This window comes from Planotetraspora sp. A-T 1434 (genome assembly GCF_025420585.1).
Taxonomy (GTDB): Bacteria; Actinomycetota; Actinomycetes; order Streptosporangiales; family Streptosporangiaceae; genus JAOEGB01.
Genome location: NZ_JAOEGB010000016.1, coordinates 147,241 through 172,542, shown reverse-complemented (window position 1 = coordinate 172,542; position 25,302 = coordinate 147,241). Strand labels below are relative to the sequence as shown.

Here is a 25,302-nt window from a genome sequence, read left to right as displayed (position 1 = left end):
CATGAAATCGGAGTGCAGGAAGGCCTTTCCCCATGATTCAGGAGCGGAACGGAGCGTTCGATTCAGCGGAGTATCCGTCCGGCGGTCCGGCCGGGGACGTGTACGAGTGGTTCCAGCGTGGCGTGAAGCTTCTGCAGGAGGGCAGTCCGGCGGCCGCGGCGGCCCTCCTGGAGCGGGCCGCGGAGGCGGAGCCCGAGTCGCGCAGCATCCGTGAGGCCCTGGCCCGCGCCCAGTTCAACTCCCGGCGATACTCCGAGGCCGCCGGAAGCTTCAAATTGATCGTGGAGGCCAACCCGGCCGAGGACTACGCCTATTTCGGCCTCGGCATGGCCCTGTGGCGGACCGGCGACATCGAGGCCGCCCAGGAGCCGCTCGCCATGGCCGTCGCCATGCGGCCCGACCTGCGCCACTACGTGTCGGCCCTCACGCAGGTCCGGGCGACGCTGCGGGCGAGGCGGGCATGACCCGGGTCGGAGGCGCCGCATCGGGGGCGCCCGCTGTGATCGAGTCCTACGACACTCTCCTCCTCGACCTCGACGGTGTCGTCTACCTCGGCGATCACGCGGTCACGAATGCCCCCGAGGCGCTGCAGCGGGCTCGCGACCTGGGCGTACGGCTGGCGTTCGTCACCAACAACGCGTCCCGCACGCCAGGGGCCATCGCGGAGCACCTGACCCATCTGGGTGTATCCGCCGCTGCCGACGATGTCGTGACATCCGCGCAGGCGGCCGCCCGCCTCGTGGCCGAGCACGTCCCACCGGGCTCCGCCGTACTGGTCGTGGGAGGCATGGGCCTGCGCGCCGCCCTGCGGACCCACGGCCTCCGCCCTGTCACGAGTTCTCTCGACGCTCCGGCGGCGGTCGTCCAGGGCATCTGGGACAGGATGTCCTACGAACTGCTCAGCGAGGGGGCGCTCGCCGTACGGCAGGGCGCGTGGTTCGTGGCCGCGAACGCCGACACCACGATGCCCACGAAACGCGGTGAGCTACCGGGAAACGGGTCCATGAGCCGGGTCATCGCCACAGCGACCGGAGTCGAGCCCGTGGTGGCCGGAAAGCCTCAGCCGCCCCTGCATCGCGAGTCGATGATCCGCACCGAGGCCGAGCGGCCGCTCATCGTCGGCGACCGTCTGGACACCGACATCGAGGGCGCCACCAGCGCCGGAGTGGACAGCCTGCTGGTCCTCACCGGAGTGACCGGCCCTCTCGACCTGCTGACGGCCGCCCCGCGCCACCGGCCCACGCACATCGCCGCCGACCTGTCGGGCCTGCACGCGCCGGTGGCCGATGTACGGCGGAACGCCACGGGGTGGACCTGCCGGGGCTGGACGGCCACCTGGGAGAACGGGCATCTCGGCCTGGTGGGTGACGGCGACCCCGTGGACGGGCTGCGGGCCGCATGCGCCGCCACCTGGGAGGCGGTGGGAGACGGCCACGCCGATGAGGACGCCGTCAAACCCGCGCTCGCGAGCCTCGGAATCTGAGGTCGCCAGGCGGAGACGCGGATCCAGAGGAGCACGCGCCACCGGCGGGTCAGAGGAGCTTGCGCAACCGGAGGAGGTCGCCGAGGCTGGCGTCGATCTTGACGCGGCCTCCGAAAAGGGCGCGGCCCATGTCGAGCTCGCCGTTGACCATCGAGATCAGGTCCTCACCGGCGATCGTGATCTTGACCTCCGCGGGGCGGCCGTCCTCCGGGGGGACCTCCTTGAAGGGGTCGAGCCCGTCGCGGTGGATGCGGCCGTAGAAGGTCACGCCGAGATCGGAGATGTGGCAGGCCAGCCTGCGCTCGACCACGTGCCTGGCACGATCCTCCGCGCTGATCTCGCCGAACTGCTCGACGAGCTTCTCCAGCGCCACCCGGCACTCGTCGACGGTCGCCATGCGTCTCCCTCTCTTCCGTGGACCACTCAGATGCCCTCTACCTAGGGACGGTAACGTTCCGCATGGGCCGCCGCGCACGATCCAGCGCGTGTGCGTGGCGAAGCAGGGCCGCGCGGTGTTCGATGACTACGGGGCTGTGTGGATCGCGACCGGCCTGGACCGAGCTCACGAGCCGGTGGGAGCGGCATCGCTCGGTTCCCCGGCCGGACGGCGTTGGACAGCCGGACTCTCCGCCGTCGGCAGGACGAACCGCGACCAGCTTACACAGATGGTCAGCGTGAGTGGTGAGCGTCGGCGCACCGTGTGGCGCGGGTAGCGCACTGGGGTTCGCAATGCGGCAGAGACCGCACGGCCACGAGGCGTTCCTGGCGCTCCGCGGTCGGTGCGGCTGGCACGATAGGGCAGGACGATGGGCACGGCCGGAATCCATGACGTGGGCTCACGAGACAGGGGCCCACCGAGAGACAGGGGCCCACCGACAGACGGGGGCCCACCGAGACGGGGTTCAACGGAGGGGGAACGATGACGGAGACCGGTAGCAAACCGCCGGCGTGGCTCGCGCTCCTGGCTGAGCGCGCCGCCGACGACCCCGGAGCCCCAGCCGGCCGTGCCGTCGCGGAGGCCGGGGCGTCCGAGGGGCATGCCGTCGCGGAGCCCGCCGCGCCGGGCGGCCGTGCGGCAGGCGATGCCGGGCCCACGGGCGGCCATGCCGTTCAAGACGAGGGCATCCCAAGCGATGGCCGGAGCGACGGAGCCGGTGTGGAAGCCGCACTCTCACTTCTTGGGAGGTTGAACGAGACGCCCGTCGCCGAGCACGTCGGTGTGTTCGAGGGCGTCCTCACCGGCCTGGAGGCGGTCCTCGCATCGGTGGACGAGCCCGTCACGGACCCCCGGCAGTGACCGTACGCACCGCCACGTCAGCCTCCGGGAACCGAGCCCGGCCGGGCCGGGGCGGGGACGGATGGAGAGATCGAGCGTCTGCGGGCGGGTGGTGGGGCCGGTGAAGCGAGTGCGTCTGGACAGCGAACTCGTCCGCCGGGGGCTCGCGCGCTCCCGGGAGCAGGCGGCCCAGCTCATCGAGGCGGGCCGCGTGTCCGTCGGGGGCCAGGTGGCGGGCAAGGCCGCGACCCAGGTCGACACGGCGGCCGCCATAGTCGTCGCCGAAGCGGCCGACGGCCCGGATTACGTCTCCCGCGGGGCGCACAAGCTCCTGGGCGCGCTGGACGCCTTCAAGGGCCTCACGGTCGAGGGCCGCCGGTGCCTGGACGCGGGCGCCTCGACCGGCGGCTTCACCGATGTCCTCCTCAGACGCGGCGCGGCGCACGTTCTCGCCGTCGACGTCGGGTACGGCCAGCTCGCCTGGTCTCTGCGCACCGACGAGCGGGTCACGGTGATGGAGCGGGTGAACGTCCGCGACCTGACCCCGGACATGGTCGGCGAGCCGCCGACGCTGATCGTCGGCGACCTGTCCTTCATCTCGCTCCGCCTGGTCCTTCCCGCGCTGACCGGCTGCGCGGCGGAGATCGCGGACTTCGCCATGCTGGTCAAGCCGCAGTTCGAGGTGGGCAAGGACCGCGTCGGCTCGGGGGGCGTCGTGCGGGATCCCGCTCTGCGGGCGGAAGCCGTACGGGATGTCGCGGCGGCGGCTCAAGCCCTCGGACTCACGGTGAAGGGCGTTACGGCGAGCCCGTTGCCGGGACCGTCCGGCAACGTGGAATACGTCCTGTGGCTGGGGAAAGGGCCAGGACACGACCCGGTTCCCGACGTGGAGGCGGCCATCGAGCGGGCGGTGACGGAGGGGCCCCAATGACACATGGCGTGGATGAGGGTGGTGGCGGCGTGGACGGCGAGGAGACGGTGAACGACCCCGTGAACGGGCATGCGAATGACCCCGCGAGTGACCCCCTAAGTGACCCCCTAAGTGACCCCCTAAGTGACCCGGCGAGTGACCCCCGGAACGACCGTGTGAACGACCGGGCGAGTGCGAAGCGGACGGTCGTGGTCACGGCGCACACCGGCCGGGAGGCGGCCGTTGAGAGCGCCCGTCTGGTGATGAACCGCCTGATCGCCGCCGGTCTCAACGTGCGCGTGCTCGACACCGAGGCGGAGGAGATGGGCTGCCCGGGCGCCGAGGTGGTCCCGGAGAGCCCTGAGGCCATCGACGAGGCGGAGCTGATCATCGTCCTCGGCGGGGACGGGACGCTGCTCCGCGCCGCCGAGCTGGCCCGCCCGGCCGGTGTGCCGCTGCTCGGCGTCAACCTCGGCCATGTCGGCTTCCTCGCCGAGGCGGAGGTCGAGGACCTCGGCTCGGTCGTGGACAAGGTGGTCGAGGGCCGCTACGACGTCGAGGAGCGGATGACGATCGAGGTCCTCGTCCGGCTGAACGGCGCCACCCTGGCGTGCACCTGGGCGCTCAACGAGGCGTCGGTCGAGAAGGTCGACCGCATGCTGGAGGTGGTCGCCGAGATCGACGGCCGCCCGCTGTCCCGGTGGGGCTGCGACGGCGTGATCTGCGCGACGCCGACCGGTTCCACGGCGTACGCGTTCTCGGCCGGGGGACCGGTCGTATGGCCGGAGGTCGAGGCGCTGCTGCTCGTGCCGAACAGCGCCCACGCCCTGTTCGCCAGGCCGATGGTCGTCTCTCCCCGCTCGACGCTCGCGGTCGAGATCCTCCCCGGCACCGGCGCCGGGCTGCTGTGGTGCGACGGCCGCCGCCGCTTCGACCTGCCGCCGGGGGCGCGGGTCGAGGTCCGGAGGGCCGGCGTCCCGGTACGGCTGGCACGCCTGCTCGGCGTGGAAACGACGGGCGCGCCGTTCACCGACCGGCTGGTCGCCAAGTTCGGCCTGCCGGTGGAGGGGTGGCGCGGCCGTGTCCGGTCCCAGTAGCTCCGGCTGAAGGCAGGGCGGACCGGTGGTCTGATGAGGGTTACGTCCGTATTCCAGCAGGCCTGACGCTCTTGTCCGCCTCGATGTCCGTCCCCATGCCCCTGCCGATGCGAAGTCGTGCTCCTCGAAAATCTTGACGAGTTGCGCGTAGGATCTCTCGCGGGATCGGTTGGCGAAGACAGGTCGGCGAAACGGAGGGACCAGTGCGGCCAAGGGTCGAGGAGGTCCGCATCCAGGGGCTCGGCGTGATCGACGAAGCCGTTCTGGAGCTGTCACCGGGGTTCACCGTCGTCACGGGTGAGACCGGTGCGGGCAAGACGATGGTCGTCACGGGCCTTGGCCTGCTGTTCGGCGGCCGGGCCGATCCGGCGAGGGTCCGGCCGGGGGCCGACAAGGCCACCGTTGAGGGGACGCTCGTCATCGAGCCCGGCGGAAGGGTGGCCCAGCAGGTCGCGGACGTCGGCGGCGAGGCCGAGGACGGCGAGCTCATCATCTCGCGGACGGTTTCGTCGGAAGGACGCTCACGCGCCTGGCTCGGCGGGCGCACCGTGCCGGTCGGGACGCTCACCTACATCGCCGACGACCTTGTCGCGGTGCACGGGCAGATGGACCAGCAGCGGCTGCTCCAGCCGGGCCGCCAGCGCGCCGCGCTCGACCGCTACGCCGGGGACGACCTCATCAAACCCCTCAGGGCCTACGAGCAGGCGTACAAGCGGCACAAGCAGGTCGGAGACCTGCTCCACGAGCTGACGGTCAAGGCGAGGGAGCGGGCACAGGAGGCCGACGTCCTCCGGTTCGGCCTGGAGGAGATCGAGAAGGCCGAGCCGAAGGCCGGTGAGGACGCCGAGCTCAAGGAGGAGGCCGAGCGCCTCTCCCACGCCGACGCGCTGCGGACCGCCGCCACGACCGCCCACACGGCCCTTCTCGGCGACCCCATGTCGAGCGTGGAGGCCGTACACGACGCGGTGTCCCTGGTCGGGCAGGCCAAGTCGGCGGTCGAGGCGGTGCGGGAGTTCGACCCCGCGCTCGCCGGCCTGGCCGAGCGGCTCGCGGAGGCCGGTTACCTGATCTCCGATGTGGCGACCGAGCTGGCCGCGTACGCCGAGTCCGTCGAGGCCGACCCGGCCCGGCTGGCGGCCGTCCAGGAACGCAGGTCGCTCCTCACGGGCCTGGCGCGCAAGTACGGCGAGGACGTGTCGGGCGTGCTCGCCTGGGCGCAGCGGGCGGCGGAGCGGCTCACCGAGCTCGAAGGCGACGACGAGCGGATCGAGGAGCTGACGCGCGAGCACGCCGAGCTCACCGAGCGGCTGAAGGAGCTGGCCACCGAGCTGACGGCCATCCGGACGGCGGCGGCGGAGCGCTTCGGCCATGCGGTGACCGGGGAGCTGACCGCCCTCGCCATGCCGCATGCACGGGTCAGTGTGGCACTCACCCAAAGCGGCGACTTCGGCCCGCACGGCCTCGACGAGGTGGAGCTGCGGATGTCCTCCCACCCGGGGGCTCCCGCGCTACCGCTCACCAAGGGCGCCTCCGGAGGCGAGCTGAGCCGCGTCATGCTGGCCATCGAGGTGGTCTTCGCGGGGGCCGACCCCGTCCCGACGTTCGTCTTCGACGAGGTCGACGCGGGCGTGGGCGGCAAGGCGGCCGTGGAGATCGGCAGGCGGCTGGCGAAGCTCGCCAGGACGGCCCAGGTCATCGTCGTCACCCACCTGCCGCAGGTGGCGGCCTTCGCCGACCAGCATCTGGTCGTCGAGAAGGCGAGCGATGGCAGTGTGGTCCGCAGCGGCGTGGTCGCGCTCGACCAGGAGGGCCGGGCGCGCGAGCTGTCCCGGATGCTCGCCGGCCTGGAGGACTCCGAGCTCGGCAGGGCCCACGCGGCCGAGCTGCTGTCCATCGCCGCCGCCGACAAAGCCGCGGAATGACCGGCTGACGAGTGACCGCGCTGACAATTGGGGCAGAGCGCTCCCGGGAGCCGACGTAGGGCGACGAGGCGAGGAGCAGAGGCCGGATCGCGCACGTCGGCGCCCATGACGATGTGTGACAAAGCTGACACGCCTCGGGGTCTGCGACCATTGGGGTCGCCGCCTCTGGCAGGATGGTTGACGATGAAGGTCCCGAGCTTGAATGTTGCGGGCCTCCGCCGCAGGAAGGTGGACGACCTTCCCGGGGTGACGGCTGTGGCGAGAATCGACAGGCGGACGAAGAGGCTCACCAAGCGCCTCAACGCCGGGGAAATCGCGATTATCGACCACGTCGACGTCGACCGGGTCAGCGGGGAGGCACTGGTCGCGTGCGGTGCCGCGGCGGTGGTCAACGTGGCCGCCAGCATCAGCGGCCGCTATCCCAACCTGGGGCCGCAGATTCTATTCGACGCCGGCGTCCCGCTGATCGACAACGCCACGACAGAGCTGTTCGAGCGGGTCTCGGACGGCGACGTGGTCCGGATCCACGAGGGCATGGTCTACCTCGGTGAGGACCTGGTAGGCAAGGGCGAGCCGCAGACCGCCGAGTCGATCGGCGCGGCGATGACCGAGGCGAGGGCCGGGCTCGCCGTCCAGATGGAGGCGTTCGTCGCCAACACGATGGAGTACGTCCGGCGCGAGCGTGATCTCCTCATCGACGGCGTCGGCGTCCCCGACATCAAGACGTGCCTGGAGGGCAGGCACGTCCTCATCGTGGTCCGGGGGTACCACTACAAGGAGGACATCGCGACGCTGAGGCCGTACATCCGGGAGTACCGCCCGGTGCTCATCGGTGTCGACGGCGGCGCGGACGCCCTGATCGAGGCCGGTTACATGCCCGACCTCATCGTCGGTGACTTCGACTCGGTGTCGGAGAAGGCGCTGCGCTGCGGCGCGGAGCTCGTCGTGCACGCCTACCGGGACGGCCGCGCGCCCGGCCTCGAGCGCGTCCACCAGCTCGGCCAGGAGGCCGTGGTCTTCCCCGCGACCGGCACGAGCGAGGACATCGCGATGCTGCTGGCCGACGACAAGGGCGCGTCGCTGATCGTCGCGGTCGGCACGCACTGGACGCTCGACGAGTTCCTCGACAAGGGCCGGTCGGGCGCGGCCAGCACCTTCCTCACCCGGCTCCGCGTGGGGAGCAAACTCGTGGACGCCAAGGGCGTCAGCAGGCTCTACCGCAGCCGCATCTCCACGGGCTCCCTGCTGCTTCTCGTCGCCACCACGCTGATCACGATCGGCGTGGTCCTCTCCGTCTCCCCGGTCGGCAAGGTCTGGCTCAACGGCCTCCGCGACGCCTGGAACGGCTTCATCTTCTGGCTGGTCGGACTCTTCTCGTGATCGATTTCCGCTATCACCTCGTCTCCATCGTGGCGATCTTCCTCGCTCTCACCGTCGGCATCGTGCTGGGCAGCACCGTGCTGGAGGGCCCGCTCTTCAAGTCGGCGGAGGAGATGACCGCCTCGCTTCGGCAGACCAACCAGGACTACCGCAGCAAAATCACCGAGCTTCAGACGCGTGAGGAGGGCAACAACTCGTTCGTCTTCTCCCACGCCCCGGAGCTTGTCCGGGGGCAGCTCTCCGGGGAGCGGGTCGTGCTCGTCGAGGCTCCCGGCGCGTCGGCGAGCCTGCGCGACCCGATCGAGAGGCTCGTCACCGGCGCCGGCGCCTCCTACGTGGGCCGGGTGAGCCTTACCGAGAAGTTCACGGCGGCCGACCAGGCGGCTGTGGTCGACCAGCTCGCCAGCACGCTCGCGCCCATCGGGACGAAGTTCCCCGACGGGGCCTCGCCGTACGACAAGGCCGCGGCGATGCTCGCCAGCGCGATCGTGACCGGCGACCGGACCCAGGCCGGCCGGCCCAACCCGGTCGCCGCCGGAGTGCTGGACGCCTTTCAGGCCGGCGACTTCCTGACCGTGAGCGGCACCCCGGCGCAGCGCGCGACGATGGCGATCGTGCTCGCGCCCGCCCAGCCGTACGAGGGCGAGGACGCCGAGAAGCAGACGGCGGCCGTCGTGTCGGTGGCCGCCGGGCTCGACTCCGTGGACCTTGGCACCGTCCTGGCCGGGACGACGACCGCTTCGGCGGCGGGGGGCGCCATCTCGGTCCTCCACGACACCGGAGAGGCCGCCTCGAACGTCTCCACCGTCGACACCGTCGATTTCGCCGCGGGCCGGATCGTCGTGGTCTACGCTCTGCGGGAGCAGTTGACCGGCCGTTCCGGAGCGTACGGCGTGGGCAGTGGATCCACGGCGTTCGAACCGGCGGTCCCGAGCCCGAGCCCGAGCCCCAGCCCGGCGTCGACACGCGGCTGACCCCGCGTGCCGGTCACCGCCATGACCGCGTGCCGATCGCCGCTGGCACGCATACCGCATCTGAGAAGGGGAGGCAGCTGTGGCGAAACGCTTCTCGCTCGGCCCTCTGGCCGGTGCGGCGCTGGGCGCCGCCCTTGGCGCGACCGCCGCACGTGTGGCCTACTCCGCCTTCAAGCGACGTCCGCCGCTCGGTGACGAGAAGACGGCCGACGAGTACTGGACGCGCGTCAACCACCGCGGCGAGCCGGTCACGCTGCTGGAGGGCCCGGCCTTCGTCGCCGGCGCCGGTACGGCTGTCGCGCTGGCCCCCGGCCTTCCGGTGCGGGTGAAGGCGGCCGCGCTGCTCGCGGGGGTCGGCAGCGGCGTCCTCGGCGCGTACGACGACGTGTTCGGGACGGCCTCCTCCAAGGGATTCAAGGGGCACCTGGCGGCCCTTTCCCGTGGCGAGGTCACGAGCGGCGCCGTGAAGATCCTCGGCATCGGCGCGACCGGCCTCGCCGCGGCCGTGGCCGCCCGAGCGGGGGCGGGGCGTCACACGGGTGGCATGGCCGGGGGTGCGCTGGACACGCTGATCGACGGCGCCCTGATCGCCGGGAGCGCCAACCTGGCCAACCTCTTCGACCTGCGGCCGGGGCGCGCCATCAAGGTGGGCCTGCTCGCCGGGGTTCCGCTGCTGATCTCCTCGCTCGCGTCCGGGAACGGCCCTGAGGCGGCCGCTCGGAACGGCGGCAGGGCAGGCGGTCAGCAGGCCGCCGTACTGACCGCCGTCCCGCTGGGCGCGGCGGTGGCCTTGCTGCCGGAGGACCTGGGGGAGCGGGCCATGCTCGGCGACGCGGGGGCGAACGCGCTCGGCGCGCTCCTCGGCGTGGCGGCGACGGTCAAGCTCGGCAGGCCCGGCCGGTTGGCGTTGCTCGGCACGGTCGTCGCGCTCACCGCCGCGTCGGAGAAGATCAGCTTCACCAAGGTCATCGCGGGTAATCCCGTTCTGAACCGCATCGACCTGCTCGGCCGCCGTGCGCCACAGCCCTCGGCGGGGAACGCCCGGCGTCCGTGATCTCCGGCAGGATCGGCCGTGGAGTCGCGGGGGCGGCCGTACTGATAGGCGCGATCACGATTCTGGCGCGCGTCACCGGCTTCGCCAAGCAACTCGTCTTCGCCCGGGCCGTGGGCACGAACTGCCTGGCCACCGCCTACTACACGGCCAACCTGGTGCCGAACATCGTCTTCGAGGTCGTGGCGGGCGGGGCTCTCGCGGGCATGGTCGTGCCGGTGCTGGCCGGAGCCGCCGCCCGGTCCACGCCCGAGGCGCGGGCGGAGGTGGGCCGGATCTCCTCGGCGCTCCTGACGTGGGTGCTCGTGCTCCTGGTGCCGCTCGGCGTCTTGACGGCACTGGCCGCCGGGCCGGTGATGCGGCTACTGCTCTTCGTCGGCGGCGACATAAAGCCCTGCGCGCCGGGCGACGTGATCGCCGTGGCCACCCGGATGCTGGTGGTGTTCGCCCCGCAGATCCCGCTGTACGGCCTGGCCGTCGTGCTCTACGGCGTGCTGCAGGCCCATCGGCGGTTCACGGGACCGGCGCTCGCCCCTCTCGTGTCCAGCGTGGTGGTGATCGCCGCCTACCTCGCCTTCGCGCCCCTCAGCGGTGGGGACAGCGATCCGGCCTCGGTGCCGCGTCCCGCCGAGATCGCGCTTTCGGCCGGAACCACGCTCGGTGTGCTGGCTTTGGTCGTGACCGTGGTCGGCCCCGCCTCCCGGCTCGGCTCGGGCTGGCGGCCGGCGCTGCGCTTCCCGGACGGCGTGGCCGTACAGGTCAGGAGGCTGGCCCTCGCCGGGCTGAGCGCGCTGGTGGCCCAGCAGGCCGCGATGGCGATCGTGATCCCGCTGGCCAACAGCGGGATCGGCGGGGGAGCGCTCCCGGCGTACAGCTACGCGTGGGCCATCTATCAGGTGCCCTATGCGGTGCTGGCCGTGCCGATCGCCACGAGCGCCTTCCCCGTGCTCGCGGCCAGGGCGGAAGGCGGTGATCGGGCGGCATTCGCCGGGTTGTCGGCGCAGACGACCCGGGCGGTCGTGCTGATCTCCGGCCTGGCGGCCGGGGCACTCGCCGCGGTCGCCGGACCCGTCGCCCAGGTCTTCCTCGGGGGGCAGGCCGACACCACCATCTCGACCACGGAGTTCGCCCCGGCGATCGCGCTGTTCGCTCCCGGGCTGGTCGGCTACGGGCTGATGGCGAACCTCAGCCGGGTCCTCTATGCCGACGGGCGCGGGAGGGCGGCGGCCCGGGGGACGGTTCTCGGCTGGCTGGTCGTCATCGTGGCCCAGGCCGCCTTCGTCCTGGCCTTTCCGCAGGGCTGGAAGCTGGGCGGGCTCGCCCTCGGCCAGGCCGTGGGCATGACCGCCGGAGGCGGTGTGCTGCTGGTGTCGGTGCTCCGGGCGCGGGGGCCCGAGGCCCTGCAGGGGGTGCCCCGTGCCACGCTCGCCGCCGTCGCGGGCGGTTGCTGCGGCTTCCTCGCGGGGGCCGGTGTGGTGGCCCTTCTCGGCGGCGCGGGTCCTTGGGGCAGCGTGGGCGTGGCGGCCCTGTCGGGCGTCGCCGCGCTCGGCGCGGGAGTGCTCGCGGCGGCCGCCGTCGACCGGGGGGACCTGCGAACCGTCCTGTCCCGGCTCAGGACCGCGCGCGGGGGCCGGCAGCCCGAGGAGACCGTGACGGCCTCCACCGGCGCCGGGCACGCCGGGCCATGAGTACGGCAGGCGAAGAGGGGCGGGGCATGAACATCGTGCTCGTGCTGGGGACCAGCGCGGGGGGCGTGGGCCGGCATGTGCGCACCCTGGTCGCGGGGCTGGCGGGCGCGGGCCATCAGGTCGTCGTGGCGGGCCCGGCGGCTACGGACGAGGCGTTCGGCTTCACGGAGGCCGGGGCGGGCTTCGCCGAGGTTCCCATCTCGGATCGCCCGCATCCCGTCAACGACCTCCGATCGGTCGCGGGGCTGAGATCCGCCGCCCGGGGGGCCCGCACCGTACACGCCCACGGGCTGCGGGCGGGCGCTCTCGCGGCGCTGGCCCTGGCCGGCGCGCGCCGTCGCCCCGCCCTCGTGGTCACGCTGCACAACGCCGTCACGGCCGGGGGCGCGATCGGGGCGATCTACCGGGTCCTGGAGCGGATCGTCGCACGGCGGGCCGACCATGTGCTGGTGGTGTCGCCCGACATCGGGGAGCGCATGCGCGCCCGGGGCGCGCGGCGTGTCGGCCCGGCCGTGGTCCCCGCGCCGCCCCTGGAGGATCCCGCGCGGACCCCGGACGAGGTGCGGCGGGAGCTGCCCGGCCGGAAGGGGAGGCCGGTGCTGCTGACCGTCGCCAGGCTGGCCCAGCAGAAGGGGCTGGAGACACTGCTCGACGCGGCGGCCCGGCCGTACGAGAGCGACCCGCTGTTCGTGATCGCCGGAGACGGGCCTCTGCGGGCCGAGCTCCAGGCGCGGATCGACGCGGAGAGGCTGCCCGTCTTCCTGTACGGCTGGGCCAGCCCGCCGGATCTCCTCCAGGTGGCGACGGCCGTACTGGTGCCGAGCAGGTGGGAGGGGCAGCCGCTGAGCGTCCAGGAGGCGCTGAAGGCGGGCAGGCCCGTCATCGCGACCCGGGTCGGTGGCATCCCGGACATGGTCGGTGACGCGGCTCTCCTGGTCCCTCCGGGCGACGCCGTGGCGTTGAGCCGGGAGATCGGCCGTCTTCTCGGCGATCCGGCGCTGGCGGCACGTCTCGCCGGGGCGTCGGCGCGGCGCGGCGCGGACCTGCCGGACGAGGCTGCGGCCGTCCGCGCCGTGATCGGGGTCTACTCCGGTCTGGAGCCCCCTGGTCGCTGACCCGGGCGGTGGGCGAGTCACACGTCGGTGCCGTCGGAGAGGGCCGAAACGGCTGCCGCTCGTCGCCATGACGGAAGACAGGTATGGCCGCAGGGGGAGAGTTCGGTGACCGGAAGTCAGGGGGGACCGGTCCTATGAGGTGGCCGAAACGGTATATATGGGTCACGAAACCGGCGGTTTCCCCTTTCCGGGGCCGGCCATCCGGACGGGGATTAGGTCAATTTGCGGCTGATCCATATACTGAAGCGGTTGGGGGGAGTATCCCTTCGCGACAGTCCCGTCATCACGGCGTCAGCGCCCGGGGCTGCCGGTCCGCCAGCGTGCGGACGGGAGAGACTCCGGCAGTGTGTTCAACGCGCGCGCCGGAGGTTCTTGATCTTGAACGTCGCTGTGTGGGCATGGGCCGCCGTCATCGCCGGTCTGCTCGTCGTCCTGGCCGTTGACCTGTGGATCGTCGACCGTGGGGAGCCCCGCGAGTTCTCGATGAGGCAGGCCGGCGTCTGGGTCGGCTTCTACGTCACGCTCGCCGTGCTGTTCGGCATAACGCTGCTGGTCGTGGGCGGAGCCGAGCCGGGCGGCCAGTTCTTCGCCGGGTATCTCACCGAATACAGCCTCAGTGTCGACAATTTGTTCGTCTTCTACATCATCATGACCCGGTTCGGGGTGCCCAAGATCTATCAGCACAAGGTGCTGCTCGTGGGCATCCTGCTCGCCCTCGTCATGCGCGGCCTGTTCATCGCGGTCGGAGCGGCGGCGCTGGCCCGGTTCAGCTGGCTGTTCTACGTGTTCGGGATCTTCCTCGTCTACACGGCGTACACGCTGGTCCGCGACCACGGCAAGCAGGAGCACGAGTTCACCGAGAACATCATCCTGCGCTGGGTGCGCCGCGTCTTCCCCACCACCCCGAGCTACGTCGGCTCGCGCGTCACCGTGCGGGTGGACGGCAGGCGGATGGTCACCCCGATGCTCATCGTCATGATCGCGATCGGGACGACCGACCTGCTCTTCGCGCTCGACTCGATTCCGGCGATTTTCGGCCTCACCAAGGACGCTTTCATCGTCTTCTCCGCCAACGCGTTCGCCCTGATGGGGCTGCGGCAGCTCTACTTCCTGCTGGGCGGTCTGCTCCAGCGGCTGGTGTACATCAGCTACGGCCTCGCGTTCATCCTCGGATTCATCGGGGTTAAGCTGGTTCTCGAAGCGCTGCACGAGAGCCAGATCTCCTGGGCTCCCCAGATTCCCATCTGGGTGTCGCTGATGGTCATCGGAGTCACGATGGCCGTGACGACCGTCGCCAGCCTTCTCAAAGCCCGCAGCGACGAGATGACCGCTCCGGCGGAGGCCCCACAGGGCTAGCAAAACGGGCAACGAGGCTGTTTGCTTGTCTCGTTGTGCCGTGTAATGACTGCCGGATCGGTAATATCGCTATTTCAGGCGCATACCGGTCCCTAGTCGCTAAAGAGTACAAAGGTTCCCTGTGTCCAACGATTCTGAGTTGTCCCGCGACCTCGTGCCGACCTCCGAGGCCGCGGGAAGTCCCCGGGGTTCGATCCGGCTCGCGCGCGGGGTCTCCCCATGGCTGGCCCCGACCGCGGCGGCGGCGGCCGTCACGACCCTTCTCACCCGCAGATCCCCGAAGTGGGCGCTCGCCGCGGCCCCACTGGTCGCGCTGACCGGCGGGATGCTCTGGTTCTTCCGCGACCCCGAGCGCGCGCCGGGCCACGGGCGGGTGATCTCACCCGCGGACGGCGTCGTGCAGAGCGTCGACCCGTGGCCCGACGGCCGCACGAGGGTGGCCATCTTCATGAGCCCCCTGAACGTGCACGTCAACCGCGCCCCGGTGGCCGGCACGGTCACCGCGGTCGAGCACGTGCCAGGAGGGTTCGTGCCCGCGTTCAACAAGGACAGCGACAAGAACGAGCGAGTGGTCTGGCACTTCGACAGCGACCTCGGAGACATCGAGATGGTGCAGATCGCCGGTGCCGTCGCGCGCCGCATCGTGCCGTACCTCGCGGCCGGGGCCAAGGTGGCTCAGGGCGAGCGGGTCGGCCTCATCCGCCTGGGCTCCCGTGTGGACGTCTACCTGCCCGAAGGCATCGCGTCCGCGGTCACCGTGGGGCAGAAGACCGTGGCGGGGGTGACTCGCCTTGACCACGTCTGATTTCGGGGCGTCCGATCTGGGCGCCGACACGGGCTGGCAGGCGGAGGGCCTCGCCGACGAGCCCCGCGGCCCCGTCGGCAAGGCCTTCCGCCTGTCGGCAGCCGACTCCCTCTCGCTCGGCAACGCGCTCAGTGGCTTCCTGGCCGTCTGCGTGCTGGCGTGGTCGGCGATCAACGCCATCCAGTCGAACGGCAAGTTCGAGCCCGACCCCCGGTTCTTCGGCACCGCCGTGGTGCTGCTCCTCATCGGCGCGACCTGCGACCTCTTCGACGGCCTGGTCGCCCGGAAGTTCCGCGCGTCCGCGATGGGCGCCGAGCTCGACAACCTCGCCGACGTCATCAGCTTCGGTTTCGCGCCCGCCTTCATGGTCGTGATCTGGGCCGGCTTCTCGGGGAGGCTCCCGCTCTGGCTCGTGCTGTTCGCGGCCGCGTCGATCCTGCTCGCCGGAGTCGTACGGCTGGCCCGCTTCGCGTGCGTCAAGACCAAGAGCGGCGACTTCATGGGCCTGCCCATCCCGATGGGCGCCATGACCGTGGTCTCGATCGTGCTGCTCTTCCAGCCGAGCTACCTCACGATCGCCGGGATCATCGCGGTGGCCTGGCTGATGGTGAGCCGCATCGAGTATCCGAAGCCCAAGGGGAACGTGGCCGCGGTCGTCCTGGCCTGGATGATGATCAACGTGGCGTGCCTGTCCGTCTGGGCGGCCCGCCTGGCCGGAGGCGACCAGCTGATCAAGGTGGGCGCCATCATGCAGATCGCGATGGTGACCGCGATCCCGCTGCGCGTTCTGATGTTCAAACACGAGCAGCGGAGGGAACGACGCTCGGAGAGCGTCGGCCCACGTCGGTAACGAACAGGGGCCCCGGTCTCAGGGCCCCTTTCCTTCGGCCCTCGCTTTCACATGGATCGATCGCCTAGTCCTTTGGAGCCATGGTCGCCATGCCTCGTGAGCACACCCGGACGTACTTCCTCGGCAAGCTCGCGCGGGAGCTGGAGCTCAGAGGGCTGGAGGCGTCGCTGCGTCCCGACCCTCCGTCCCTGAAGGTCCGCGACCCGGACGCGGCGATCTTCTCCGAGACGGTGGACTGCGTCGCCATGTCGGACGGCTGGTTCTACCGCTGGTCCTGGGGCGACGTCGTGGAGAGCGCGGACGAGCCGGCCGCCGCGGCGGACCGCATCGTCAAGGTCTTCACCACCGGGGAGCCGCGTCCTCACCCGGGCCTGGGAGACGTCTAAACGACGAACGGGCTGAGCGTCGGCACCGTCGCCGAGCCGCTCCGTCCCGCGTGATCATGCGCATGTTCCCGCGCGTACCGTTCTGCCTGGTGCTTTGTGCAGAGTGATCATGCAGGACGAGGGTGCGCCCCGGCGAACAGACACTGCATGATCACCGGCGGTGTCGGCCCCGATCAGGCCGCGTACGGTGGAATCCACGCATGATCACAATCCGGGGAACCCCACGTCCCGGAGCTTTCCGGGAAGCCCTGCATGATCACGGCGACGGGTGGCTCGGAGAAGCTTCCTCTATCACCAGCCGCGCGCTCTCCACTCCGGCAGGGCCGGGCGCTCGGCGCCGAGCGTGGTGTCGGCGCCGTGACCGGGATAGACCCACGTCTCGTCGGGAAGCCGGTCGAAGATCCGCTCCACCACATCGGTGAAGAGCCGGTCGAACCGCTCCGGATCCTTCTGCGTGTTGCCGACGCCGCCGGGGAACAGCGAGTCGCCGGTGAACAGATGGCCGTCCTGGTAGAGCAGCGCGATCGAGCCGGGCGTGTGCCCGCGCAGGTGGATGACCTCCAGCGTGACGACGCCCACCGTCACCCGGTCGCCGTGCTCGACCTCCCGGGTGACCGGGACCGGCAGGTCGCCCGCGTCGAGCGGGTGGGCGACCACCTGCGCGCCGGTGGCCCTGGCGACCTCCTCCAGCGCCATCCAGTGGTCCTGGTGGCCGTGGGTGGTGACGATCGAGCTGATCGGCCGGTCACCGATCAGGTCCAGCAGGCGGTCCGGCTCGGCCGCCGCGTCGATGAGCAGCCCGTCGCCGGTTTCGTCGCAGCGCAGCAGATAGGCGTTGTTGCCGAAGTCCCCGACCTCGATCTTGGAAATGGTCAGCGCGGGCAGCTCCCGCACGTCGGCGGGGCCGCCCTTGGCGACATCTCCCGTGTAGCTCATGATTCTCCCTCGAGTCCTGTACGGCTCACGCTAGTCATGCCCTGTCAGTCATGCCGGGGCGGCCACGTGGCGGGCGGCTCCACCGGGAGGTCCCGGGGGGCGGGCATGCTCATCCACTGCGGCGGGGAGGGTGGCGTCACGGGAGAGGCCACGGGGGAGCCGGACGGCTCGCCGCCGTCGTCCGACGGCTTGACGCTCAGGCCCTCGCCCGGCGCCCGGCCGGTGAGCCAGGCGAGAAGCTTCCGCGGCGTCCCGTGGACGGCCGGGCCGTCCCCGAGGCCCCGCCACACCTGGATGTGCTCGCCGTCGTCGCGCACCTCGCGGGACACGATCTCGCTGACCGGGCCCTGGCCGTGCGGCCACGAAAGCATCGTGTCGTGCAGCTCCCACCGCACGTACGGCTCCAGCAGGTCGGCCCAGCCGTACCCGGCGCCGAGGTCGATGTGGTGGATCTCGACCTCGCGGAGCCGGCGCATGAGGATGTACCAGGCGGGGTGCCGCGGCGGCCGCGTCCCTTCCACGATCGCCCTCCATGCCTCGGGCGGCAGCTCGCGGACCGCCCGGTCGAACCGGTCGGCGCTCTCCTCGAGATCGGCGAGCTGCTCCTTGGCGGGCCGTTCGGCTCCCGCCTCGATCTCGGTCTCGCGGGTCTCGGGCGTGGGGTACTGCGGGGTGTGGACGCCCGTCCTCGCCCACGTCAGCAGGTTGACGTGGCTGTCGGCGTTGCGCGCGAGATGGGTGAGCACGTGCCCGCGGGTCCATCCCGGAAGCAGGGACGCCGCGCGGACGTCGTCGTCGGTGAGCCGCGCGGCCGTCGCGAGCAGCCGGCCCGTGGATGTGGCGAGTGCGGCCTGGAACTCCTCGAGAGCTGACATAGACACATCATGGACCACGGGCGTAACGGCGCGCGGCAGCCGTCCGGGAAGATCGGGTGTGCCGGAGCGGTTCTACCAGTGGGAGTTTTCCGGGCCAAGCGCCGGACGCGGGTTTGACGGAACTCATACCCTGTTCATACGGGGGCGGTTACGTAGGAGTCGCCCCTGGGACGTGACCCCCGGGAGGGGGTTCGTGAGGCCGCCCGCCCCGGCCGTCGGGAGCCGCCCCCGAAAATGTCGGTGGCTCCGGATAGCTTGCCCGTGCACCTCCTGTTGACTCCATCGACCTATCGGGACCACCGTGGCTGACCGCCTGATCGTGCGTGGCGCACGTGAGCACAACCTTAAGGACGTCTCGCTCGACCTGCCGCGAGACGCTCTCATCGTCTTCACCGGACTCTCGGGCTCCGGCAAGTCCAGCCTGGCCTTCGACACGATCTTCGCTGAGGGTCAGCGGCGTTACGTCGAGTCGCTGTCCGCGTACGCCCGCCAGTTCCTCGGCCAGATGGACAAGCCCGACGTCGACTTCATCGAGGGCCTGTCCCCGGCGGTCTCCATCGACCAGAAGTCCACCAGCCGCAATCCCCGATCCACCGTCGGCACGATCACCGAGGTCTACGACTACCTCCGCCTCCTGTGGGCGCGCATCGGCAAGCCGCACTGCCCCACGTGCGGCCGGCCGATCGCCCGGCAGACCCCGCAGCAGATCGTCGACCGCGTCCTCGAGCTGGAGGACGGCACCCGGTTCCAGGTCCTCGCGCCGGTCGTCCGCGGCCGCAAGGGGGAGTACGCCGAGCTGTTCCGCGAGTTGCAGAGCAAGGGCTTCGCCCGTGCCAGGGTCGACGGCACGATCATCAGGCTGGAGGAGCCGCCGACGCTCAAGAAGTACGAGAAGCACGACATCGAGGTGATCGTCGACCGGCTCGCGGTCAAGGACGGCGCCCGCCGCAGGCTCACCGACTCGGTGGAGACCGCGCTGCAGCTGTCCGGCGGCACGATCACGCTCGACTTCGTCGACCTGCCCGAGGGCGATCCCAACCGGGAGCGGTTCTACTCCGAGCACCTCTACTGCCCCTACGACGACCTGTCGTTCGAGGAGCTGGAGCCCCGGTCGTTCTCGTTCAACTCGCCGTTCGGCGCGTGCCCCGAGTGCACCGGCCTCGGCACCCGCATGGAGGTCGACCCCGACCTGGTGGTGCCCGACCCGGAGCGGACCCTCGGCGACGGCGCGATCAGCCCCTGGTCGAACGGGCACACCAGCGACTACTTCATCCGGATGATCGAGGCGCTGGGCCACGCGCTGGGCTTCGACCTCGACACCCCGTGGGAGCGGCTGTCCAGGAAGGCGCAGAAGGCGATCCTGCACGGCCACGACGAGCAGGTCCACATCCGCTACAGCAACCGGTACGGCAGGGAGCGGTCCTACTACACGACCTTCGAGGGCGTCATCCCCTGGGTGCAGCGCCGGCACGCCGAGTCGGAGAGCGACGCGACGCGGGAGCGGTTCGAGGGCTTCATGCGCGAGGTCCCGTGCCCGGCCTGCCAGGGCCGCCGCCTCAAGCCGGTGTCGCTCGCCGTCACGGTGGGCGACGCCTCGATCGCCGAGGTCTCGGCCATGTCGATCGGCGAGTGCGCCAAGTTCCTGGCCGGGTTCAAGCTGTCCGAGCGTGATATGCACATCGCCGAGCGGGTGGTCAAGGAGATCAACGCCAGGCTCGGCTTCCTGCTCGACGTCGGCCTCGACTACCTCACCCTCGACCGCGCCGCCGGGACGCTCGCGGGCGGTGAGGCCCAGCGGATCCGCCTGGCCACCCAGATCGGTTCGGGTCTCGTGGGCGTGCTGTACGTGCTGGACGAGCCGTCGATCGGCCTGCACCAGCGCGACAACCAGCGGCTGCTGGAAACCCTCATCCGGCTCCGCGACATGGGCAACACGCTGATCGTCGTCGAGCACGACGAGGACACCATCGCCGCCGCCGACTGGGTGGTCGACATCGGCCCCGGCGCGGGCGAGCACGGCGGCCAGGTCGTCGTCTCCGGCACGGTCCAGGAGCTGCTCGCGAGCGAGCAGTCCCTCACCGGCGCGTACCTGTCCGGCCGCAAGGCGATAGCCGTGCCGGCCACGCGGCGCAAGCGGGACAGGAAGCGGCAGCTGGTCGTCAAGGGCGCCCGAGAGCACAACCTGACCGGCGTGGACGTGGAGTTCCCTCTCGGCGTCTTCACGGCCGTGACCGGGGTCTCGGGCTCGGGCAAGTCGACCCTGGTCAACGACATCCTCTACAGCGCGCTGGCGAAGGAGCTCAACGGGGCCCGCACGGTCCCGGGGCGGCACTCCCGGGTCACCGGGACCGACCTGGTGGACAAGGTCGTGCACGTCGACCAGTCGCCGATCGGCCGCACCCCCCGGTCCAACCCGGCCACCTACACCGGCGTCTTCGACCACGTCCGCAAGCTCTTCGCCGCGACCACCGAGGCGAAGATCCGCGGATATCTGCCCGGCCGGTTCAGCTTCAACGTCAAGGGCGGCCGGTGCGAGGCCTGCGCGGGCGACGGCACCATCAAGATCGAGATGAACTTCCTGCCGGACGTCTACGTCCCCTGCGAGGTCTGCCACGGCGCCCGGTACAACCGGGAGACCCTGGAGGTCCACTACAAGGGCAAGACGATCTCCGAGGTCCTCGACATGCCGATCGAGGAGGCGCTGGAGTTCTTCGACGCCATCCCCGCGATCCGCCGCCACCTGCAGACGCTCAACGACGTCGGTCTCGGCTACGTACGGCTCGGCCAGCCGGCCACCACGCTCTCCGGCGGCGAGGCGCAGCGCGTCAAGCTCGCCTCCGAGCTGCAGCGGCGGTCCACCGGCCGCACGGTCTACGTGCTCGACGAGCCGACGACCGGCCTGCACTTCGAGGACATCCGCAGGCTGCTCGGCGTGCTCAACCGCCTGGTCGACAACGGCAACACGGTCATCGTCATCGAGCACAACCTCGACGTGATCAAGACCGCCGACTGGATCATCGACATGGGACCCGAAGGGGGCTCCCGGGGCGGCAGGCTCGTCGCCACCGGGACGCCCGAGGGGGTCGCCCAGATGGAGGAGAGCCACACCGGCGTCTTCCTCCGGAAGATCCTCGGCGTCTGACCGATCCGGCGCCCCGAGTGGGTAATTGTCCATGGTTGGTCAGTGATCTGTCCGTCATGCTGAACCAGGCTCGGGGCGAGAGCCGTACTTAACGACATAAGGTGATGCGTCACGGAGCGGGCGCCGGGTGAACGATGCCCGGACCCGTCCGTACAAGGAAGGACGAGCATGACGGATACGACACGCCGCGCCGTGGTCTTCGGCGCCGGAGGGGCCGGGCTGGCCGCCGCGCTGACCGCCTGCACGGGATACAGCACGGGCGGCTCCGACGCGGCGGCGCCGGCGGACGATCAGGCGACCGCCAAGGCCACGGACGCGGCCGGCGGCGGCGCGGGGTCGGGCGGGGGCGCCGGCGGCGACGCGATCGCCCAGACGTCGGACATCCCCACGGGCGGCGGGAAGATCCTCGAAGACAAGAAGATCGTCATCACGCAGCCGGCGGCGGGGGAGTTCAAGGCGTTCAGCGCGGTCTGCACCCACGCGGGCTGCACGGTCGCGAGCGTCTCGAACGGCACGATCAACTGCCCCTGCCACGGCAGCAAGTTCAACATCAAGGACGGTTCGGTCGCCAAGGGCCCGGCCAAGGACCCCCTCGCCGAGCAGAAGATCACGGTGAGCGGCGACAGCATCACGCTGGCGTAGTCCCCGCCCCCCGACCGGCGGCCCCCCTCCTGCGCGTGATCATGCACGGATTCCCGGCCGCCGGTCTGGCCAGCACCAATCCCCGCCGTGATCATGCATGAACTCCCGGGCGGCCCGCCCAAGCTGACCCGTCCGTGGCCGTGATCATGCATGGGGTCGGCGGCGGGAGGGACCATCGTGTGGATCGGCTCGGGGATCGTCGTCGCGATCTCCGTGAATCGTGGACTGTCGGTGGATCCCAGTAGGCTTGCGGTGTGGCGGATCCGGCAAGTTACCGACCGGCGCCCGGATCGATCCCCGAGTCGCCAGGCGTCTATCGCTTCCGCGACCCCGGCGGCCGGGTGATCTACGTCGGGAAGGCGAAGAGCCTGCGCCAGCGGCTGAACTCGTACTTCGCGGACTTCGCGGGGCTGCACCCGCGGACCCAGACGATGCTCACCAGCGCGGCCTCGGTCGACTGGACGGTGGTGAACACCGAGGTCGAGGCGCTCCAGCTCGAATACTCCTGGATCAAGGAGTTCGACCCGCGCTTCAACGTGAAGTACCGCGACGACAAGTCGTACCCCTTCCTCGCGGTCACCATGGGGGAGGAGTTCCCCCGGGTGCAGGTGCTCCGAGGGGCCAAACGGAGGGGCACGCGCTATTTCGGCCCCTACTCCCACGCCTGGGCGATCCGCGAGACCGTCGACCTGCTGCTGCGGGTCTTCCCCGTGCGGACGTGCTCGGCCGGCGTCTTCCGGCGCGCCGGGCAGATCGGGCGGCCCTGCCTGCTGGGGTACATCGACAAGTGCTCCGCGCCCTGCGTGGGCCGGGTCACGCCCGAGGAGCACCGCGCCCTCGCGGAGGACTTCTGCGACTTCATGGCCGGCAACACCGGCCGGTTCATCAAGCGGCTCGAACGCGCGATGCGGGACGCGGCCGCCGTGGAGGAGTACGAGAAGGCCGCCCGGCTCCGCGACGACATCCAGGCCCTGCACCGCGCGCTGGAGAAGCAGACCGTCGTGCTGGGCGACGGCACCGACTGCGATGTGATCGCCCTCGCCGAGGACGCTCTGGAGGCCGCGGTCCAGGTCTTCTACGTGCGCGGCGGCCGGATCCGCGGCCAGCGCGGCTGGGTGGTCGACAAGGTCGAGGACAGCACGCCCGGCGACCTCGTGGAGCAGTTCCTCCTCCAGATGTACGGCGAGGCCGCGATCCCCCGGGAGATCCTCGTCCCGGCGCTGCCGCCCGACCACGAAGCGGTGGTCGAATTGCTCGGCGAGCAGCGGGGCTCCCGGGTCGACCTGCGCGTCCCTCAGCGGGGCGACAAGAAGAGCCTGATGGAGACCGTCGAGCGCAACGCCAAGGAGTCGCTGACGCAGCACAAGCTCCGCCGCGCGAGCGACCTCACGACGCGCAGCCGGGCGCTGCAGGAGATCGCCGACGCCCTCGACCTGGACCAGGCGCCGCTGCGCATCGAGTGCTACGACGTGTCGCACATCCAGGGCTCGGACGTGGTGGCCTCCATGGTGGTGTTCGAGGACGGCCTGGCCCGCAAGAGCGAGTACCGCCGGTTCTCGATCAAAAGCGCGGAGGGCGACGTCGCCTCGATCTACGAGGTCATCTGCCGCAGGTTCAAGCGCTACCTGGAGGAGCGGGTGGCCACCGGCGAGCTTGACGGGGAGCCTCCGGTCCCGGTCGACGGGGACGGCGACGGCGAATCGGCCGTGTTCGTCAACGGCAGCCGCGGCGGCGATCCCGGAGCGGGGATGCCGATCGACCCAGAGACCGGCCGGCCGCGGAAGTTCGCCTACCCCCCGAACCTGGTCGTCGTGGACGGCGGCCCCGCGCAGGCGGCGGCGGCCCAGCGCGCCCTGGACGAGCTCGGGATCGACGACGTCGCGGTCTGCGGCCTGGCGAAGCGGCTGGAGGAGGTGTGGCTCCCCGGAGACGACCAGCCGGTGATCCTCCCGCGCACCAGTGAGAGCCTCTACCTGCTCCAGCGGGTGCGTGACGAGGCACACCGCTTCGCCATCACCTACCATCGGTCGAAACGGTCCAAGAGCCTGAAGGAGAGCGCGCTCGACCAGGTCCCCGGGTTGGGGCCGGCGCGCAGGCAGGCGCTTCTCCGGCACTTCGGCTCGGTGAAGCGGCTGCGGGAGGCGAGCGCGGATGAGATCCGCGAGGTCCCCGGCATCGGGCCATCGACAGCGGAGGCGATCGTGGCGGCGTTGAAGGGTGAGAGCGGGTGAAGATCGAGCGACTGGGACGCATCTCACATGTCGGGTCGTCCGGCGTGCCGCTGGCGCGGCGACGCGCCGCGGTGCCATGCTCCGTCGATAGGGGGCCGTGTCCCGGCGGCGGGCCGCCGCGCCCCGGCGGGGTGGGGCCGTTCGCGGGGCGTCGCCGATTTCGGGGCAGGGCGGTGAGCGGGCGATGAGCACGACTGAGCCGGCGTTCGTGGTGATCACGGGCATGTCGGGGGCGGGGCGGAGCACCGCCGCGAAGGCGCTTGAGGACCTGGGCTGGTTCGTCATCGACAATCTGCCCCCGGGCCTGTTGTTCTCCCTGGCCGAGGAGGCCGGCAAGGTCAACTTGGCCGCCGACAAGGTGGCCGCCGTCGTCGACGTGCGCAGCCTCGCCTTCACCACCGACCTGAACGTGGCCATCGAGGAGCTGACCGGCCGGGGCGTCGCCGTACGGGTGGTGTTCCTGGAGGCCAGCGACGAGGAGCTGGTCCGCCGCTTCGAGAACGTCCGGCGCCCGCATCCTCTGCAGGGCGACGGGCGGCTCGTCGACGGGATCGACCGCGAGCGGGGCATCCTTCGCGAGGTCAGGGCCAACGCCGACCTGGTCATCGACACCTCCCTGCTCAACGTCCACGAGCTCCGCAAGAAGATCGTCTCGTTCTTCGGCGGCGAGGACCGGCCCGGCCTCAAGGTCAACGTCGTCTCGTTCGGCTACAAGTACGGCCTGCCGGTGGACGCCGACCTGGTGGTCGACTGCCGGTTCCTGCCCAACCCCCACTGGGTCCCGGAGCTGCGCCCGATGAACGGCCTGGACGCGCCCGTCAGGGACTACGTGCTCGGCCAGCCGGGCGCCAAGGAGTTCCTCGACGGCTACGAGGAGGTCTTCGGCGTCGTGGCAGCCGGTTACACCCGTGAGGGCAAGAGCTACGCCACGCTCGCCGTCGGCTGCACCGGAGGCAAGCACCGCAGCGTGGCCATGGCGGAGCAGCTCGCGGCCCGGCTGCGCGACCGCGGCATGGAGGTGCAGGTCAGTCACCGGGACGTGGGCCGCGAGTGAGCGCCCCGGCTGACCCGCTGCCGAACTTGACCCGCTCCTGAATCGGCCCACAAAGTGAGAACCGATCCACAAGTCAACACCGGCCCGCGAAAGAGCACAGGCCCGGGAAACAACACAGGCCCGCGGATC

At 71.0% G+C, this 25,302-nt stretch carries 22 protein-coding genes; 19 read left to right on the top strand and 3 right to left on the bottom strand.

The genetic code is table 11. The features are described from left to right. Positions 1-32 precede the first annotated feature (32 nt). Positions 33-464 (top strand): tetratricopeptide repeat protein, encoded by a 432-nt coding sequence (locus tag N5079_RS21765; protein WP_261585796.1) that lies wholly within the window; start codon positions 33-35, stop codon positions 462-464. Further along, complete coding sequence (locus N5079_RS21760) at positions 461-1,483, top strand: HAD-IIA family hydrolase (RefSeq protein WP_261585795.1); 1,023 nt, start codon at positions 461-463, stop codon at positions 1,481-1,483. The genes N5079_RS21765 and N5079_RS21760 overlap by 4 nt, the downstream gene beginning before the upstream one ends. Before the next feature lie 49 nt (positions 1,484-1,532). Here the strand turns inward: N5079_RS21760 and N5079_RS21755 are convergent, their stop codons facing one another. Then, entirely contained in the window at positions 1,533-1,880 is a 348-nt protein-coding gene (locus tag N5079_RS21755; RefSeq protein WP_261585794.1) for an SCP2 sterol-binding domain-containing protein, read from the bottom strand. Positions 1,881-2,402: 522 nt separating this feature from the next. On the opposite strand from N5079_RS21755, the gene N5079_RS21750 reads away from it, so the two are divergent. From N5079_RS21750 to N5079_RS21690, 13 genes are all read left to right on the top strand, one after another. Next, positions 2,403-2,780, top strand: a complete 378-nt coding sequence (locus N5079_RS21750) for a hypothetical protein (protein ID WP_261585793.1) — start codon at positions 2,403-2,405, stop codon at positions 2,778-2,780. Positions 2,781-2,880: 100 nt separating this feature from the next. Next, complete coding sequence (locus N5079_RS21745) at positions 2,881-3,690, top strand: TlyA family RNA methyltransferase (RefSeq protein ID WP_315967876.1); 810 nt, start codon at positions 2,881-2,883, stop codon at positions 3,688-3,690. A 155-nt stretch (positions 3,691-3,845) separates the two neighbouring features. Further along, the gene (locus tag N5079_RS21740) at positions 3,846-4,766 is read left to right on the top strand and encodes an NAD kinase (protein WP_261585792.1); all 921 of its coding nucleotides are present in this window, start codon (positions 3,846-3,848) and stop codon (positions 4,764-4,766) included. Between the two features lie 203 nt (positions 4,767-4,969). Beyond that, on the top strand, positions 4,970-6,688 hold the full coding sequence (gene recN / locus N5079_RS21735) for a DNA repair protein RecN (protein ID WP_261585791.1): 1,719 nt from the start codon (positions 4,970-4,972) through the stop codon (positions 6,686-6,688). A 183-nt stretch (positions 6,689-6,871) separates the two neighbouring features. Then, the gene (gene steA, locus N5079_RS21730; protein WP_261585790.1) at positions 6,872-8,068 is read left to right on the top strand and encodes a putative cytokinetic ring protein SteA; all 1,197 of its coding nucleotides are present in this window, start codon (positions 6,872-6,874) and stop codon (positions 8,066-8,068) included. Further along, the gene (locus N5079_RS21725; protein ID WP_261585789.1) at positions 8,065-9,042 is read left to right on the top strand and encodes a copper transporter; all 978 of its coding nucleotides are present in this window, start codon (positions 8,065-8,067) and stop codon (positions 9,040-9,042) included. The genes steA and N5079_RS21725 overlap by 4 nt, the downstream gene beginning before the upstream one ends. A gap of 79 nt (positions 9,043-9,121) precedes the next feature. Then, positions 9,122-10,096 (top strand): hypothetical protein, encoded by a 975-nt coding sequence (locus N5079_RS21720; protein WP_261585788.1) that lies wholly within the window; start codon positions 9,122-9,124, stop codon positions 10,094-10,096. Next, on the top strand, positions 10,093-11,781 hold the full coding sequence (gene murJ / locus N5079_RS21715; RefSeq protein ID WP_315967875.1) for a murein biosynthesis integral membrane protein MurJ: 1,689 nt from the start codon (positions 10,093-10,095) through the stop codon (positions 11,779-11,781). The genes N5079_RS21720 and murJ overlap by 4 nt, the downstream gene beginning before the upstream one ends. 26 nt (positions 11,782-11,807) lie before the next feature. Continuing rightward, positions 11,808-12,896: a glycosyltransferase family 4 protein gene (locus N5079_RS21710; protein ID WP_261585787.1), complete on the top strand. Its 1,089-nt coding sequence runs from the start codon at positions 11,808-11,810 to the stop codon at positions 12,894-12,896. A gap of 378 nt (positions 12,897-13,274) precedes the next feature. Further along, positions 13,275-14,252, top strand: coding sequence for a TerC family protein (locus tag N5079_RS21705; protein WP_261585786.1), 978 nt, complete (start codon positions 13,275-13,277; stop codon positions 14,250-14,252). A gap of 154 nt (positions 14,253-14,406) precedes the next feature. Beyond that, positions 14,407-15,057, top strand: coding sequence for a phosphatidylserine decarboxylase (locus tag N5079_RS21700; RefSeq protein WP_261585812.1), 651 nt, complete (start codon positions 14,407-14,409; stop codon positions 15,055-15,057). Further along, entirely contained in the window at positions 15,044-15,907 is an 864-nt protein-coding gene (gene pssA, locus N5079_RS21695) for a CDP-diacylglycerol--serine O-phosphatidyltransferase (RefSeq protein ID WP_261585785.1), read from the top strand. Before N5079_RS21700 ends, pssA begins: the two co-directional genes overlap by 14 nt. 80 nt (positions 15,908-15,987) lie before the next feature. Further along, the gene (locus N5079_RS21690; protein WP_261585784.1) at positions 15,988-16,293 is read left to right on the top strand and encodes a hypothetical protein; all 306 of its coding nucleotides are present in this window, start codon (positions 15,988-15,990) and stop codon (positions 16,291-16,293) included. 291 nt (positions 16,294-16,584) lie between these two features. Here N5079_RS21690 and N5079_RS21685 read toward each other — a convergent pair whose 3' ends face one another. After that, a complete protein-coding gene (locus N5079_RS21685; RefSeq protein WP_261585783.1) occupies positions 16,585-17,229 on the bottom strand; it encodes an MBL fold metallo-hydrolase in 645 nt (214 codons plus the stop codon). A gap of 44 nt (positions 17,230-17,273) precedes the next feature. Next, positions 17,274-18,104: a maleylpyruvate isomerase family mycothiol-dependent enzyme gene (locus tag N5079_RS21680; protein ID WP_261585782.1), complete on the bottom strand. Its 831-nt coding sequence runs from the start codon at positions 18,102-18,104 to the stop codon at positions 17,274-17,276. 301 nt (positions 18,105-18,405) lie between these two features. On the opposite strand from N5079_RS21680, the gene uvrA reads away from it, so the two are divergent. The 4 genes from uvrA to rapZ all read left to right on the top strand — a co-directional run bounded on the left by uvrA (position 18,406) and on the right by rapZ (position 25,173). Beyond that, complete coding sequence (uvrA, locus tag N5079_RS21675; protein WP_261585781.1) at positions 18,406-21,246, top strand: excinuclease ABC subunit UvrA; 2,841 nt, start codon at positions 18,406-18,408, stop codon at positions 21,244-21,246. 168 nt (positions 21,247-21,414) lie between these two features. Next, positions 21,415-21,888, top strand: coding sequence for a Rieske (2Fe-2S) protein (locus N5079_RS21670; protein WP_261585780.1), 474 nt, complete (start codon positions 21,415-21,417; stop codon positions 21,886-21,888). Between the two features lie 254 nt (positions 21,889-22,142). Beyond that, positions 22,143-24,119, top strand: coding sequence for an excinuclease ABC subunit UvrC (uvrC, locus tag N5079_RS21665; protein ID WP_261585779.1), 1,977 nt, complete (start codon positions 22,143-22,145; stop codon positions 24,117-24,119). A gap of 184 nt (positions 24,120-24,303) precedes the next feature. After that, positions 24,304-25,173: an RNase adapter RapZ gene (rapZ, locus tag N5079_RS21660; RefSeq protein WP_261585778.1), complete on the top strand. Its 870-nt coding sequence runs from the start codon at positions 24,304-24,306 to the stop codon at positions 25,171-25,173. Positions 25,174-25,302 lie beyond the last annotated feature (129 nt).

Excerpts from the sequence above, each read along its gene's own strand:
- N5079_RS21765 (WP_261585796.1), top strand. The coding sequence starts at position 33 with ATGATTCAGGAGCGGAACGGAGCGTTCGATTCAGCGGAGTATCCGTCC.
- N5079_RS21760 (WP_261585795.1), top strand. The coding sequence starts at position 461 with ATGACCCGGGTCGGAGGCGCCGCATCGGGGGCGCCCGCTGTGATCGAG.
- N5079_RS21755 (WP_261585794.1), bottom strand. The coding sequence starts at position 1,880 with ATGGCGACCGTCGACGAGTGCCGGGTGGCGCTGGAGAAGCTCGTCGAG.
- N5079_RS21750 (WP_261585793.1), top strand. The coding sequence starts at position 2,403 with ATGACGGAGACCGGTAGCAAACCGCCGGCGTGGCTCGCGCTCCTGGCT.
- steA (WP_261585790.1), top strand. The coding sequence starts at position 6,872 with ATGAAGGTCCCGAGCTTGAATGTTGCGGGCCTCCGCCGCAGGAAGGTG.
- N5079_RS21710 (WP_261585787.1), top strand. The coding sequence starts at position 11,808 with ATGAACATCGTGCTCGTGCTGGGGACCAGCGCGGGGGGCGTGGGCCGG.
- N5079_RS21690 (WP_261585784.1), top strand. The coding sequence starts at position 15,988 with ATGGTCGCCATGCCTCGTGAGCACACCCGGACGTACTTCCTCGGCAAG.
- N5079_RS21685 (WP_261585783.1), bottom strand. The coding sequence starts at position 17,229 with ATGAGCTACACGGGAGATGTCGCCAAGGGCGGCCCCGCCGACGTGCGG.
- N5079_RS21680 (WP_261585782.1), bottom strand. The coding sequence starts at position 18,104 with ATGTCAGCTCTCGAGGAGTTCCAGGCCGCACTCGCCACATCCACGGGC.
- N5079_RS21670 (WP_261585780.1), top strand. The coding sequence starts at position 21,415 with ATGACGGATACGACACGCCGCGCCGTGGTCTTCGGCGCCGGAGGGGCC.
- rapZ (WP_261585778.1), top strand. The coding sequence starts at position 24,304 with ATGAGCACGACTGAGCCGGCGTTCGTGGTGATCACGGGCATGTCGGGG.